We start from the raw sequence: 13,143 nt of genomic DNA, 5'->3' as shown, positions 1-13,143 counted from the left end.
CTAGCCTCCCGTCTCGGTGCGGCCGCGCGCACCGGGCGTGAGCGGGGTGACCTTGCCGGAAGCCGGCTCGGCGGCGACGGTCGGCGGGACCGCGGCGGCGGGTTCGTCTGCAGCCGGGGCGGGGGCGTGGGCGGCGGGCGGCTGGTCGAGGCGGTTGATGGCGATGTCCTCGCGCCGCATCCGCTCGTAGAGCCGGAGCGCCGACATCATGTCGGCCGCCGTCATCACCGCCTCCGACGCCTGCGGCTCCTCCTCGCGGCGGATCGCGGCATGCACCGCAACGAGGATGAAGACGAGCACGGCCGGCAGCAGGTCGATCGAGATCGCGCCGGCCCAGGACGGCAGGAAATCGCCCGCATAGCGGAGCACGGCCTCCGGGGTCGACAGGGGCACGAAGCGGCCGGGCACGACGGACGGACGGGCGAGGATCTCGTTGGCGGCTGCGGCGAGCGCCTTAGACTGCGACTCCACCGCGCCGGCGACGTTGCCCACCACCTCGGTCTGCCGGTTGCGGAGATCCTGGTCGAGGCCGCCGGCGATCGGCGCGATGAAGGTCGTGCTGAGATCCTCCGCGGCGCGCTTGACGGCGGGCGCCACCGACGTCTGCTGGAGGCTGGCGATCACGCCCGTCAGCGCCACCGCTTCCTCGGAGAACGCGTCGGCGCGCGGGGCGATCGCGCCGCGCGCCGAGACGAGCCCGCGCATCGCCGCGAGGTGCTTGCCGCCCTCCTCGAACAGCACCTTGACGCGCTCGCGCGAGGCCGCGACCTCCTCGCCGAGCGTGCCCAGGTCGCGGCTCGTCTGCTGCAGGAGCTGGACGACGGTGCCGAGCCCGGAGGTGCCGGTGAGCGCGCCCGAGGCCCGCTCCTCCTCCGCGAGCCGTGCGAATCGCTCGGAGGCAAGCTGGATGTCCGGAAGGAGGGACTGCGCCGCGAGCGCGTTGTTGTGCGCGGCGTCCAAGTCCTGCGCGAAATCCTCGAGCGTGTTGGCGAGGTGCTGTTCGAGCGCGGCCGAGCCGGCGAGCGCTGCGGCGTTGAGCCAGGACGACATCGCCACGATCATCAGCGAGCCGAGCACCATCGCGGCGACGAGGGCGCGCCGCGCCGCGCCGTCCCGCACCAGCGGCAGGAAGCGCATGAGGTAGGTCCAGAAGGCGTAGATGGCGACGGAGACGGCGGAGGAATAGATGATCGCGCCGAAGAAGGTGAGCGTCGCGTCGCCGTTCAGGAGCTCGCGCACGCCGAGATAGGTGTAGACGCCGGAGGCGAGCGCGAGCACCGCCAGCGTCGCCCTGGTCGTAAGTTGAAGGGATTCGATGCCCTGCCGGAGCGCCCGCGCCATTTGCCTCTCCCTCGGCGCCGCTGCCGGCACGGATGGCGGCGTCGGCCGGTTGGCGGCATCCGGCCGCATGATCCTATACTCGCTGCGAACACGGCAATCGAAATGTGGCCGCTGAAAGGCGCCGAGCGCCGCCAGCGGCGCAATCGGGAGGTCGGATGAGCGCGGACGAATGCAACGGGATCGAGACCACCACCTGCCTCGTCGCCGGGGGCGGGCCGGCCGGCATGATGCTCGGCTTCCTGCTGGCGCGGGCGGGCGTCGACGTGATCGTCTGCGAGAAGCATGCCGACTTCCTCCGCGATTTCCGCGGGGACACCATCCACCCTTCCACGCTGGAGGTGATGAAGGAACTCGGGCTGCTCGAGCACTTCCTGGAGCGCCCGCACGCCGAGACCCGCCGGCTGGCGGCCTGGGTCGGCGACGAGGAGGTCGTCGTCGCGGACTTCGCGCATCTGCCGACCACCTGCCGGTTCGTGGCCTTCATGCCGCAATGGGAGTTCCTCGATTTCCTCGCCACGGAGGGCCGCCGCTACCCGGGCTTCCGCCTGATGATGGAGACGAAGGTCACGGGACTGATCGAGGAGGAGGGGCGGGTGACGGGCGCCCGCGTCGAGGGGCCCGACGGCCCCCTCGCGATCCGTGCAAGCCTCGTGGTCGGCGCGGACGGACGGCATTCGAACATCCGCGCGCTGGCCGGGCTGACGCCGGTCGATCTCGGCGCGCCGATGGACGTGCTCTGGATGCGGCTGTCGCGGCGCCCGGACGACCCGGAGCTTTCGCTCGGCCGGATCGACGCCGGGCACATGGTCGTCCTGATCAACCGCGGCGACTATTGGCAGTGCGCCGACGTGATCCCGAAGGGCACCTACGACTCGCTGCGGCGCGAGGGCCTCGACGCCTTCCGGCGCACGCTTGCGGCGCTCGTGCCGTTCCTGAAGGACCGCGTCGAGGAGATTGCGAGCTGGGACGAGGTGAAGCTCCTCACCGTCGCGGTCGACAGGCTGGAGCGATGGTGGCGGCCGGGGCTGCTGTGCATCGGCGATGCGGCCCATGCGATGTCGCCGATCGGCGGCGTCGGCATCAACCTCGCCGTGCAGGACGCGATCGCCGCCGCGAACATCCTGGCGGAGCCGCTTCGGGGCGGCACGTTGGCCGATTCGGACCTCGCCGCCGTGGAGAAGCGCCGCATCTGGCCGACGCGCGCCACCCAGCGGCTGCAGGTCCTCCTGCAGAATCGCGTCATCGCGCCGACGCTCGCGCGGCGGGAGCGCGTCGCCGTTCCGCCCCCGCTCCGGTTGCTCGCCCGCTTCCCGGTTCTCCGCCGCATTCCCGCGCGCCTGATCGGCATGGGGTTCCGCCCGGAGCACGTTCGAACCGCGGAACGAATGCCGGCCTGACGCCTTCGCGATCGGGCGGGATGCCCTATCTTGCATTCGCGACGGCAATGAAAAGGAGCGCATCACATGGACGGTGTCTCGATCCGGAACGGGGACTGGGTGCTGGTGGGCGACGGCGTCAAGGCCATGCTCTTCCGCAATGACGGCGACGCCGACTACCCGAACCTTGCGGTGATCGACCTCGTCGAGCACGAGAACCCCGCGACGCGCGAGCAGGGGACGGACCGGCCGGGCCGCATGTATGACGCCGGCCCTGGCCACAAGAGCGCGATGGAGGAGACCGACTGGCACCGCTTCGAGAAGGAGCGGTTCGCCAAGGACCTTGCCGACATGCTCTACAAGAAGGCGCACCGGCGGCAGTTCGACCGCCTGGTCATCATCGCGCCGCCGACCACGCTCGGCGACCTGCGGAAGGCGCTCCATGGCGAGGTGAGCGCGCGCGTCGTCGCCGAGGTCGACAAGACGCTCACCAACCACCCCGTCAACCAGATCGAGAAGATGCTGACCCGATCCTGATCGGCCGGGCGCCTCTTCAGGGCTCGGCGTCGGCCGGGCCCTCGCCCGAGACGGCGCGGACGTAGCGCTCCGCGGAACGCAGGACGGCGTCCTTGCCGCCGCTCCGGATCGAGCGCTGGCGGAAGGCGCCGTGGACGCGGTCGAATGCGAGCGGCTCGAGCCTCTCCACGATCCGGCGAACCACCGCGCCGGAGAGGGGGATGAGGTTCGGGTAGCTGCGCATGAAGGAGACGTGCCGGTTGTCCTCCACGACCTGGAGGACGTCGCCGGGAAGAAGCGCTCCCTTGCCCTCCGCTCCGGCGGACCAGTGCAGCACCGTGCCGCCTTCGAAATGCCCGCCGCACCGGATCAGCGTGACGCCATCCTGCAGGACGAGGCGGTCGCCCGACCAGAAGCGCAGCATCGGGCTCGGCCGCATCACCCATTCGCGGTCGCCTTCGTGCAGGTGGACGGGTGCGTCGAACGCCTCCGCCCATTCGACCATGGTCGTATAGTAGTGGGGGTGCGAGATGGCGATCGCGGACAGGCCGCCGAGCGCGCGGACGATCTCGATGGTCGCGCCGTCGATCAGAGCGAGACAGTCCCAGAGCACGTTCCCGGCCGGTGTGCGCAGGAGGAAAGCGCGCTGGCCGATGGCGAATGCGGGCACCGTGCGGATTGCGAAGAGATCCGGCTCGCATTCGGCGAAGCTGTTGGCGTGGCGCGACCGAAGCTCTTCAAGCGTGGTCCAGGACTGACCGCCCGGCCCGACATATTGCCGCTCGTCCTCGCAGATCGGGCAATGCTCCGGCGGACGGGTGCCGGGCGCGAACTGGGTGCCGCAGGTCGTGCAGATGAAGGGCGTCACGCCGCCGCCCCGCTCAGCCGCGCCGGCTCATGAAGGCGAGCTTCTCGAAGATATGGACGTCCTGCTCGTTCTTGAGGAGGGCGCCGTAGAGCGGCGGGATCGCCTTTGCCGCGTTCTTCTCCCTGAGCGTGGCGGGGTCGACGTCCTCGTTGAGGAGGAGCTTGATCCAGTCGAGGAGCTCGGACGTGGAGGGCTTCTTCCGGAGGCCGGGCACCTCGCGGAGGTCGTAGAAGGCGGCGAGCGCTTCCCGGAGGAGCCGCTGCTTCAGCCCGGGAAAATGCACCTCGACGATCCGCTCCATCGTCTCGCGGTCGGGAAAGGCGATGTAGTGGAAGAAGCAGCGGCGCAGGAACGCGTCCGGCAGGTCCTTCTCGTTGTTCGAGGTTATGATGACGACGGGGCGGACTTCGGCCCGCACCGTCTCGCCCGTCTCGTAGACGTGGAACTCCATGCGGTCGAGTTCCTGCAGGAGATCGTTCGGGAACTCGATGTCGGCCTTGTCGATCTCGTCGATGAGGAGGACCGGCCTCGCCGGGCTCGTGAAGGCTTCCCACAGCTTGCCGCGGCGGATGTAGTTCCGGATGTCGGAGACGCGCGGATCGCCGAGCTGGCTGTCGCGCAGGCGGGCCACCGCATCGTACTCGTAGAGGCCCTGGGCCGCCTTCGTCGTCGACTTGACGTGCCATTCGATGAGCGGCGCGGAAAGGCTCCTCGCCACCTCGCGCGCAAGCTCAGTCTTGCCCGTGCCCGGCTCGCCCTTCACGAGGAGGGGGCGCTGCAGCACGACGGCGGCGTTGACGGCGACCTTCAGGTCGTCGGTGGCGACGTAGCGCTCGGTTCCGGAAAATCCCATCGTGGCACCGTCCCTCCTGGAGAGATCACGGTGGTACGGGCTCCGCTCGCCCGCGGCAAGCCGGCCGTCAGGCGGCGGCGTCGAGGGGCGGTACGCCGTCGAACGCGGCGGCGGCCCGGACGGCGGCCAGCACGGCGAGCTCGATCTTGAGCAGCGCGGCGAACGCGCTGCGCTGCGCCTCGAGCCGCAGCCGAAGGTCGGGGGCCGTCCGCTCGAACGCGGCCAGCCGCGCCTGCGCCATGCGGATCGCTTCGAGATAGCCGCGCGAGGCGTCGCCGAGGCGGAGCTGCAAATGCTGGGCCTCGTCGCGGCGGCCGGTGCGGAGCGCGGCGCAGACGCGCTCGATCGCGTCGATCACCGCCGATTCGGCGCGTGCGACTGCAGCGAGCATGGCTTCTGCCGAGCGAACCGCGTTCGAAGCGGCGCCCTCACCCGATTCGGTCATGAACGAAATGTCCCCTTCCGGCCCTTAACAGCCGGTAAGTATGGCCAAGCTAAGGCGTTCGGGTCGCGCGCCTTTTCATGAAAACTTCATTCCCGCATAGCTTGTCACCGCCGCTCGATCTCCGTATATGCGCTCCCCACAGGGAACGGGGCAACACATTGGGGTCGGGCCGATGATGTTGGAGGAGGATCGGGTTTATAGCCCGAGCGACGACGAGCCGTTCATGAATGAACGGCAGCGCGAGTATTTTCGCCAGAAACTGCTGGACTGGAAAGAAGAGATCCTGGTCGAGAGCCGGGAAACCTTGGAAGCACTTCAGCTCGATAACCAGAATCATCCTGATCTGGCGGATCGGGCATCTTCGGAGACCGACCGGTCGATCGAGCTCAGGGCGCGCGACCGGCAGCGGAAACTGATCGCCAAGATCGATGCGGCACTGAAGCGCATCGAGGACGGCACCTACGGCTATTGCGAGGAAACGGGCGAGCCGATCAGCCTGAAGCGGCTGGATGCCCGGCCGATCGCCACGCTTTCCATCGAGGCGCAGGAGCGCCACGAGCGCCGCGAGCGCGTCTACCGGGACGAATAGAGATCCCGGAAAGGGCCGGGGCGGGCGTCCCGGCCGACCCTTTCATCGCCTGTTCGTTTCCGTGGTGAGCTCGCCCAGGAGGCGCGCCATCTCGTCCTCCAGCGCGTCCTGCGTTTCGCGGCGCCGGGCCTCCAGGTCGATCACCGCCGCATCATCGGTGCGCTCGATCTGCGCGACGGATTCGCGAACCGGCTGGACCGCAGGGGCCGGAGGAATGAGCGGCGGGGCCGGTCGATCCCGGCCTTCCGGCGCGGCGGGGGATGCGGGGGCGCGCTCCGTTTCCATCGGGCCAACCTGCCTCCGCAGGTCTCCGGCCGGTTCCCGCGCCTGTTTGGCGAGCGCCACTTCGAGCTGCTCGGCCAGGTCGCCGAGCGTGGTCGGAGCGGTCGCAGGCGCCTTCGCGCCGGGCACGCCGCCGGCTGGGGGCTGGGAGGAAGACGACGCCGGAGCCGGCGCCGCGGTCGGCTGCCGCATGGCCGGCGAATGGGGCACCGGAGCCGGCGGTGCCGACCCGGCCGGGAAAGCGGGCGGAGGCGCCGTCACCCCTTGCGAACGAAATGCCGGCCTCGCCTCGGCGGCTGCCGGGCCGGGTCGTGCCGCCGGAGGCGCGGCCGGTGCGGCCTGGACCGCCGTCTCCCCGAGCGGCGGCAATGGCGGCACGGGTGTCGGCTGCTGCGCCGGACGCCGTGCCGCCGTGTCCGCATCGGGCGGAATGTCGATTGTCGTGGCACGGGGTGCCTGGCGCGGCGGGTCCCGCGGCGGCGGCTCCGTTCCCCTGGCGCCCTCGTTCGGGCGCGCACGCTCGCCGCGTTCGGCGCGCGCTTTCGCGGTCTCCTGCTGCGCGGCCGCCCGATCCCCCGCGGCAAGGGTGGGGGCTGGCCCGACCATGGGCGGCGGCGGTGCGGCAGTGCGGCTTGGAGCCGCGCTTGATGCCTTCGCCGGCTCGGCAGGTGCGCCCGCCGATGCCGGTTCGCGGCCGATGCCAACCGGGTCCCTCTCGGCCTTGCGCACGTGCATCGGCGCTTCGGCGCCGGTCTTCAGCGGAGGCCGGAGCTCGGCCTGGGCTCTCGCAGGTTCGGGAGAGGGTGCTGCCGGCGGCCGAATCCCCGACCTGTTCGCTTCCGCCGCGGCCTGTGGGCGGGGACGGCCCGGCGCAGGGGCAGGCGTATCGAGCCGCGCTTCGGCGCGATCCCGCACGGGCGCGGGCCGCTGCGCAGGCTCCTGCTGCGGACGCACCGCGCCGATCCCGGCCTCGACCACGATGTCCGATGGCCCGCCGATCATGATGAGGTGCTCGACCCCGTCGCGCCGGACGAGGACGAGCCGCCGACGGTCGTCGATCGCGACGTGATCGACGACGGCGAGGCGCGGCCCGCTGCCCTCATGGCGGCGCACGCGGCCCCGCAGCAGGCGGCTCAGCATGATCAGCAGCAGCCCGAGCAGGAGAACGACCGCGAGCGCACCGGCGACGATCGCGATCGCTGAGCCCTCGCCCAGCAGTGCTGAAATCATATCGCCCATCTGCATCTCCTCCGCGGTCCCGTCGGATGGGCGGGCGCGTTGTTCCTGGCCTTGCATCCATACCGTTCGGGCGGCTCCTCTTCAAACGCATCGTCGGCTTTCGACGGGCGTGCGCGGCGTTGAAAAGCCGCCGCGCCCGGTCCAAGGTCGCCCGGGCAATGCCGCGCCGAATCGGCCGCCCATGGGGCAGAGTTATGGCGATGGGGCAAATCGAGACGGATGCGGCGATGACGACGCGGCCCGCCCGGACGGGCAATCCTCTGCTGCTTCTGTTGCTTGGGCTGGGGCTTCTCGTCGCCGCCGGCGCCTACTGGGCGTTGCCGCCGGCTCTCGCCAACGTCATCGTCCTGGCCGCGCTGGGGCTGCTGGCGACTGCCGGGGTCGTAGCGCTCTTCGCCGCGGCGGCCGGCCTGCTCGCCTTCCGTTCCTCGCCGCCGTCGGGCACGGAAGAGGGCGAGAACGCGCGCGCCTTCCTGGAGGCGCTCTCCGACGGCGCCCTGATCGCCACGGGTCACGGCAACCCGGTCAAAGCGAACCCCGCCTATCTGAAACTCGCCGGGGTGGAGCAGGGCGCGGACGTGCCGTCCGTGGAACGGCTCTTCTCGGGCAATCCCGACGCATCGGAAGCGATCTACCGGCTGGCGGCCGCGGTCGAGCAGGGCAGGCGCGCGACCGAGGAGGTCCGCATGCCGGGCGGCATCGGCGGCCGGGCGAGCGCGGCGCGCTGGTATCGCATCCGCGTCAACCCGATCGCTGCCGGCCGCGACCAGGTCGCCTGGCTCGTCGCGGACATCACCCGCGAGCGCGAGCACCAGGAGAACATCTTCCGCGAGCTGCAGAACGCGATCGATTACCTCGACCACGCGCCGGCCGGTTTCTTCTCGCTCGAGCCGGACGGCCGGATCCGGTACCTGAACGCCACCCTCGCCGAATGGCTCGGCATCGATCTGGCCGAGTTCGAGCCGGGCGCCCACCACATCCGGAGCTTCCTGACCGTCGAGAGCCTCTCCGTTCTCCAGGCGGCGAGCCCGACGCGCGGCGGATCCGGCTCGGAGAGCATCGACGTCGACCTCGTCCGCACCGACGGCACGCGGCTGCCGGTCCGGCTCCTGCACCGGGTGCCGCTCGCGCCGGACGGCACGATCGGCGCGTCCCGCACGCTCGTCCTCGACATGCGCCTGCGCGACGACAGGGAAGCCGGCCGCATCGCCGAGATGCGGTTCGCGCGCTTCTTCAACAACACGCCGATGGCGATCGCATCCGTCGACAGGAGCGGCCAGCTCGCGCTCACGAATGCCCGGTTCGTGATGCTGTTCGGCCGGGCCGCCGCAAGCGGGCAGCCGCGACGCCTCGCCGACGTCGTCCAGCCGGGCGACCGTGCGGCGCTCGCCGCCGCAGTCGATGCGGCGATCGCCGGGCAGAACGACATCCCGCCCGTCGACGCTGCCTTCGCGGACGCGCCGGAGCGGAGCGCGCGCTTCTTCGTCAGCCCGATCGTGGAGGCGCAGGAGAGCGAGGACGCGGCGATCATCTATGCGCTCGAGACGACCGAGCAGCGCGCGCTGGAGGCGCAGTTCGCCCAGAGCCAGAAGATGCAGGCGGTCGGGCAGCTCGCCGGCGGCATCGCGCACGACTTCAACAACGTCCTGACCGCCATCATCGGCTTCTCGGATCTGCTGCTCACCAGCCATCGGCCGACCGACCCGGCGTTCCAGGACATCATGAACATCAAGCAGAACGCGAACCGGGCGGCGGGGCTCGTGCGCCAGCTCCTCGCGTTCTCGCGCCGGCAGACGCTGAGGCCGAAGACGATCGACCTCGCCGACGTGCTCTCCGATCTCTCCGTCCTGCTCGACCGGCTGCTCGGCGAGCGGGTCCAGCTGAAGGTCGAGCACGGCCGCGATCTCTGGCCGATCCGGGCCGACCTGAACCAGCTCGAGCAGGTGATCGTCAATCTCGCCGTGAACGCGCGCGATGCCATGCCGGAGGGCGGCACGCTGACGATCCGGACCCGGAACGTTCCCGAAGCGGAGACCGCCGGCTATCGCGAGCAGGGTTTCCGGCCCGGCGACTTCGTCCTGATCGAGGTCGCCGACACCGGGACGGGCATGGCCCCGGACGTGGTGGAGAAGATCTTCGAGCCGTTCTTCTCCACTAAGGAGGTGGGCAAGGGGACGGGCCTCGGCCTTTCAACCGTCTACGGGATCGTGAAACAGACCGGCGGCTACATCTACGTGGACAGCAAGCCGGGCGAGGGCTCCGTCTTCCGCATCCTGCTGCCGCGCCATCAGCCCAAGTCGGACGAGGAGGCGGCGCGAAAGTCCGCTTCCGCCGCCCCTGCCGATCTCACCGGCAATGCGCGCATCCTGCTGGTGGAGGACGAGGAGGCGGTCCGCGCCTTCGCCAGCCGGGCGCTCGCGGCACGCGGCTACCGCGTTCACGAGGCCGCTTCGGGCAGCGAGGCGCTGGAGGTCATGCGCCAGCTGGAGCAGCCGGTCGATCTCGTCATCAGCGACGTCGTCATGCCGGGAATGGACGGGCCGAGCCTCATCGCGGAGGTCCGGAAGCTGCAGCCGAAGGTGAAGGTGATCTTCGTGTCCGGCTATGCCGAGGACGCCTTCGCCAAGCACCTGCCCGAGGACGAGTCGTTCCAGTTCCTGCCGAAGCCGTTCTCGCTCAAGGAGCTCGCGACCGCGGTCAAGAAGAGCCTGGGGGAGAGCTGATCGCCTCTTTACAGACGTGAACAAAAAGAGTACGGATCAGGCTCATCCGGAGCCGGGATGCGGTCGAATAGCCCTTGAACGGGAGTGCGCGAGATGGTGAATTCGCTGAAAGTTGTCGAGGGAAGCAAGGGCGGCATGGACAAGACCCGGGCGCTGGATGCCGCCCTCAGCCAGATCGAGCGCTCGTTTGGCAAGGGCTCGATCATGCGCCTCGGTCGCGAGGGCAAGGTCGTCGAGATCGCGACGATCCCGACCGGCTCGCTCGGCCTCGACATCGCGCTCGGCGTGGGCGGCCTGCCGCGCGGCAGGATCGTCGAGATCTACGGGCCGGAATCCTCGGGCAAGACGACGCTGGCGCTTCACACGGTCGCCGAGGCGCAGAAGCGCGGCGGCATCTGCGCCTTCATCGATGCCGAGCACGCGCTCGACCCGATCTATGCACGCAAGCTCGGCGTCGATCTGGACGAGTTGCTGATCTCGCAGCCGGATGCCGGCGAGCAGGCGCTGGAGATCGCCGACACGCTGGTGCGTTCCGGCGCGGTCGACGTGCTCGTGATCGATTCGGTCGCGGCGCTGACGCCGCGCGCCGAGCTCGAGGGCGAGATGGGCGACTCGCTCCCGGGCATCCAGGCCCGGCTGATGAGCCAGGCGCTCCGGAAGCTGACGGCGTCGATCTCGCGCTCGAACACCATGGTGATCTTCATCAACCAGATCCGGATGAAGATCGGCGTCATGTTCGGCAGCCCCGAGACGACCACCGGCGGCAATGCGCTGAAGTTCTATGCCTCGGTCCGGCTCGACATCCGCAAGATCGGCCAGATCAAGGATCGCGACGAGGTCGTCGGCAACCAGACCAGCGTGAAGGTGGTGAAGAACAAGCTCGCGCCGCCGTTCAAGCAGATCGAGTTCGACATCATGTACGGCGAGGGCATTTCGAAGCGCGGCGAGCTCATCGACCTGGGGGTCAAGGCCGGCATCGTGGAGAAGTCCGGCGCCTGGTACTCCTACGACAGCCAGCGGCTCGGCCAGGGCCGCGAGAATGCCAAGCAGTTCCTGAAGGACAACCCGAAGATCGCCGACGAGATCGAACAGGCGATCCGCCAGCATTCCGGCCTGATCGCCAGCCAGCTGCTCGATTCGCCGCCTGCCGACCTGGCCGAGGAGGCCTGAACCGGCACCGCCCGGCCGGGCGTCCGGCCGGGCCTTTGCCGCGCGTCGCGGACCGGCGCTTCGCTGGGCGGCGGAGCGCTAGCTTGCCGGGTAGACCCGGCGCCAGTCTGCCGGCCGCCGGCCCTGGCATTTCTCCTCCACGGCGAAGCGGTCGAGGCGGTAGGCGTAGTCGGTCCAGGTCCATTCGGCATAGGTGCCGCAATCGCCCTTCGGCGAAGCCTTGTAATGTGCCGTGAGGCGCGGGCCGTCCAGGGCGACATTGTAGAGGAGGTCGGTGCCGCTCCAGCCGTGCTCCTTCGACCAGGTCGCGAAGTAGAGAACGGTGACGCCGCCGACTTCTCCGCTTTCGCGGACATAGAGGCGATAGGTGGTGTTCACGCCGCTTGCGGTGCACGGGATCGCGAAGAGCGTGGCGGTCGGGCTAAGCGCCGACGCAATGCCAGGAAACCGTTTCATGTGGTCGGAGGCCGGGTCCTCGCAGTCGGATTCGGCATGCCTGGCGAGCACCATGCCGATCGAGGTCTCCTGCTCCGGGGGCGCGCCGTCAGGCGGTACCGGGCCCGTCTGGGCGGCCGCGGCGGGGGCCGCCGCGAGCAGGATCAATCCGGCGAGGATTCCGTCTCTCATCGTCGTTCACCGTGCAGCGGGGAGCCTCAGTCGGCGATCCTGGCAGCCGTTCCGGTCGACTTCGGGGCAGCGGCGGAACTGGAGTTCGCGCGTCATGCAGATGCGGACGTCGGCGAGATGGCCGCCGCGGCAGGACAGTGCGATCCCGCGCTCGCTCATGCCGGGATTGGCCGCGATGAAGGCGTGCTCGACATCGCGCGCCGAGAACGTCCGCGCCCGATCCGCATCGCCGAGGCTTTCGGGAATCCGCACCCGGGCGAAGGCGGCGCGCATCGTTTCGAAATAGCCGTCCTGGTCGAGCCCGGTGCAGCGTCCATGCTTGCGCCACTGCCAGCCTGCGGCGCCGGCATCGGGAATGAGATCGGCAACCGAGCGGGCCAGGCTGTTCGGCACCCGGGACGGGCCCGCGCTTTCGCAGAATTCGGGATAGCCCGCCTCGTGCTGCGGCCAGAGCCCGTGAACCGTGAAGGCGTGGCGGACGCCATCGTCGCATTCGGGGCTGCGCCGCCCGGTGTCCCTGAGCGCGCAATGGCTCGGATGCCAGGAGAGAGCGAGCACGTAGAAGGCGAAGTCGCCAGCCCTATGGCCCACGCTTTCGCCCGCCGAAGCGCTGCCGGGCGCCGCATGGAGGAGGTACGCGGCGAACGCGGCGGCCGCGAGCCTCAACGGACGGTTCGGCAGGCCGCGTCGTGCACGTACCAGGGATCGAGCCCGAGCACGCAGAAGTCGATGCCCGTCCCGATCGAGGCGAAGCCGGTCTGCTCCTCGATCGTATAGTAGACCGTGCGCACGCTTCCGTCGGTCATCACCGCGGAGCCCTCGCAGAAGGTGGTCGGGATCATCCGGATCGCCTGGTGCTCGTCGGGACGCACGCGCGGATAGTCGATGCGCTGCATCGCGAAGCCGCGCTGCCAGGTGTGGCGCTCGGCCCAGGCAAAGCGCTCCAGGATGCGGCCGATGACTTTGGGGCGGCTGCACGGGGTTTCCACGACGGCGACCGCGGCCGCCGGACCTATCCGGACCGAAAGATCGGCGGCCGATGCGGTCCCCGCCATCGTCGCGGCGGTGAGGCATGCGGCGGCGGCGGACAGCAGGCATGAGCGCATCGGGACCT

14 protein-coding genes are annotated in these 13,143 nt (G+C 70.0%); 6 read left to right on the top strand and 8 right to left on the bottom strand.

All coding sequences use genetic code 11. From position 1 onward, the window contains the following. Nucleotides 1-1,341: a hypothetical protein gene (locus ACUN0C_RS09525; protein WP_445466118.1), complete on the bottom strand. Its 1,341-nt coding sequence runs from the start codon at nt 1,339-1,341 to the stop codon at nt 1-3. Nucleotides 1,342-1,496: 155 nt separating this feature from the next. Between ACUN0C_RS09525 and ACUN0C_RS09520 the strand changes: the two genes are divergently transcribed. Both ACUN0C_RS09520 and ACUN0C_RS09515 read left to right on the top strand, forming a co-directional pair. Then, entirely contained in the window at nt 1,497-2,738 is a 1,242-nt protein-coding gene (locus ACUN0C_RS09520) for an FAD-dependent oxidoreductase (RefSeq protein WP_445466117.1), read from the top strand. Between the two features lie 66 nt (nt 2,739-2,804). Continuing rightward, nucleotides 2,805-3,254: a host attachment family protein gene (locus tag ACUN0C_RS09515; RefSeq protein ID WP_445466116.1), complete on the top strand. Its 450-nt coding sequence runs from the start codon at nt 2,805-2,807 to the stop codon at nt 3,252-3,254. Between the two features lie 16 nt (nt 3,255-3,270). Here ACUN0C_RS09515 and ACUN0C_RS09510 read toward each other — a convergent pair whose 3' ends face one another. The 3 genes from ACUN0C_RS09510 to ACUN0C_RS09500 form a co-directional block, all read right to left on the bottom strand. Further along, complete coding sequence (locus ACUN0C_RS09510) at nt 3,271-4,101, bottom strand: MBL fold metallo-hydrolase (RefSeq protein ID WP_445466115.1); 831 nt, start codon at nt 4,099-4,101, stop codon at nt 3,271-3,273. Between the two features lie 13 nt (nt 4,102-4,114). Further along, the gene (locus ACUN0C_RS09505; protein WP_445466114.1) at nt 4,115-4,954 is read right to left on the bottom strand and encodes an AAA family ATPase; all 840 of its coding nucleotides are present in this window, start codon (nt 4,952-4,954) and stop codon (nt 4,115-4,117) included. A 67-nt stretch (nt 4,955-5,021) separates the two neighbouring features. After that, nucleotides 5,022-5,399 carry a hypothetical protein gene (locus ACUN0C_RS09500; protein ID WP_445466113.1) on the bottom strand — a complete coding sequence of 126 codons (378 nt, stop codon included), beginning with the start codon at nt 5,397-5,399 and terminating at the stop codon, nt 5,022-5,024. Between the two features lie 175 nt (nt 5,400-5,574). Between ACUN0C_RS09500 and dksA the strand changes: the two genes are divergently transcribed. Continuing rightward, nucleotides 5,575-5,988 (top strand): RNA polymerase-binding protein DksA, encoded by a 414-nt coding sequence (gene dksA / locus ACUN0C_RS09495; RefSeq protein WP_445466112.1) that lies wholly within the window; start codon nt 5,575-5,577, stop codon nt 5,986-5,988. Between the two features lie 42 nt (nt 5,989-6,030). Here dksA and ACUN0C_RS09490 read toward each other — a convergent pair whose 3' ends face one another. Beyond that, nucleotides 6,031-6,462, bottom strand: coding sequence for a hypothetical protein (locus tag ACUN0C_RS09490; RefSeq protein ID WP_445466111.1), 432 nt, complete (start codon nt 6,460-6,462; stop codon nt 6,031-6,033). Nucleotides 6,463-7,278: 816 nt separating this feature from the next. On the opposite strand from ACUN0C_RS09490, the gene ACUN0C_RS09485 reads away from it, so the two are divergent. The 3 genes from ACUN0C_RS09485 (at nt 7,279) to recA (ending at nt 11,402) form a co-directional block, all read left to right on the top strand. Beyond that, entirely contained in the window at nt 7,279-7,473 is a 195-nt protein-coding gene (locus ACUN0C_RS09485) for a hypothetical protein (protein ID WP_445466110.1), read from the top strand. A 230-nt stretch (nt 7,474-7,703) separates the two neighbouring features. Beyond that, the gene (gene cckA, locus ACUN0C_RS09480) at nt 7,704-10,232 is read left to right on the top strand and encodes a cell cycle histidine kinase CckA (protein WP_445466109.1); all 2,529 of its coding nucleotides are present in this window, start codon (nt 7,704-7,706) and stop codon (nt 10,230-10,232) included. A 93-nt stretch (nt 10,233-10,325) separates the two neighbouring features. After that, a complete protein-coding gene (gene recA / locus ACUN0C_RS09475; protein ID WP_445466108.1) occupies nt 10,326-11,402 on the top strand; it encodes a recombinase RecA in 1,077 nt (358 codons plus the stop codon). Nucleotides 11,403-11,480: 78 nt separating this feature from the next. Here the strand turns inward: recA and ACUN0C_RS09470 are convergent, their stop codons facing one another. The 3 genes from ACUN0C_RS09470 to ACUN0C_RS09460 form a co-directional block, all read right to left on the bottom strand. After that, a complete protein-coding gene (locus tag ACUN0C_RS09470; RefSeq protein ID WP_445466107.1) occupies nt 11,481-12,029 on the bottom strand; it encodes a DUF1176 domain-containing protein in 549 nt (182 codons plus the stop codon). Nucleotides 12,030-12,035: 6 nt separating this feature from the next. Beyond that, nucleotides 12,036-12,620 (bottom strand): ribonuclease T2 family protein, encoded by a 585-nt coding sequence (locus tag ACUN0C_RS09465; RefSeq protein ID WP_445466106.1) that lies wholly within the window; start codon nt 12,618-12,620, stop codon nt 12,036-12,038. 71 nt (nt 12,621-12,691) lie between these two features. Beyond that, a complete protein-coding gene (locus tag ACUN0C_RS09460) occupies nt 12,692-13,135 on the bottom strand; it encodes a hypothetical protein (protein WP_445466105.1) in 444 nt (147 codons plus the stop codon). Nucleotides 13,136-13,143: the final 8 nt, after the last annotated feature.

The sequence above is a fragment of the Faunimonas sp. B44 genome, from assembly GCF_052655945.1.
The sequence above is the reverse complement of the archived record's forward strand: the minus strand, read 5'-3'. Positions and strand labels throughout refer to the sequence as shown.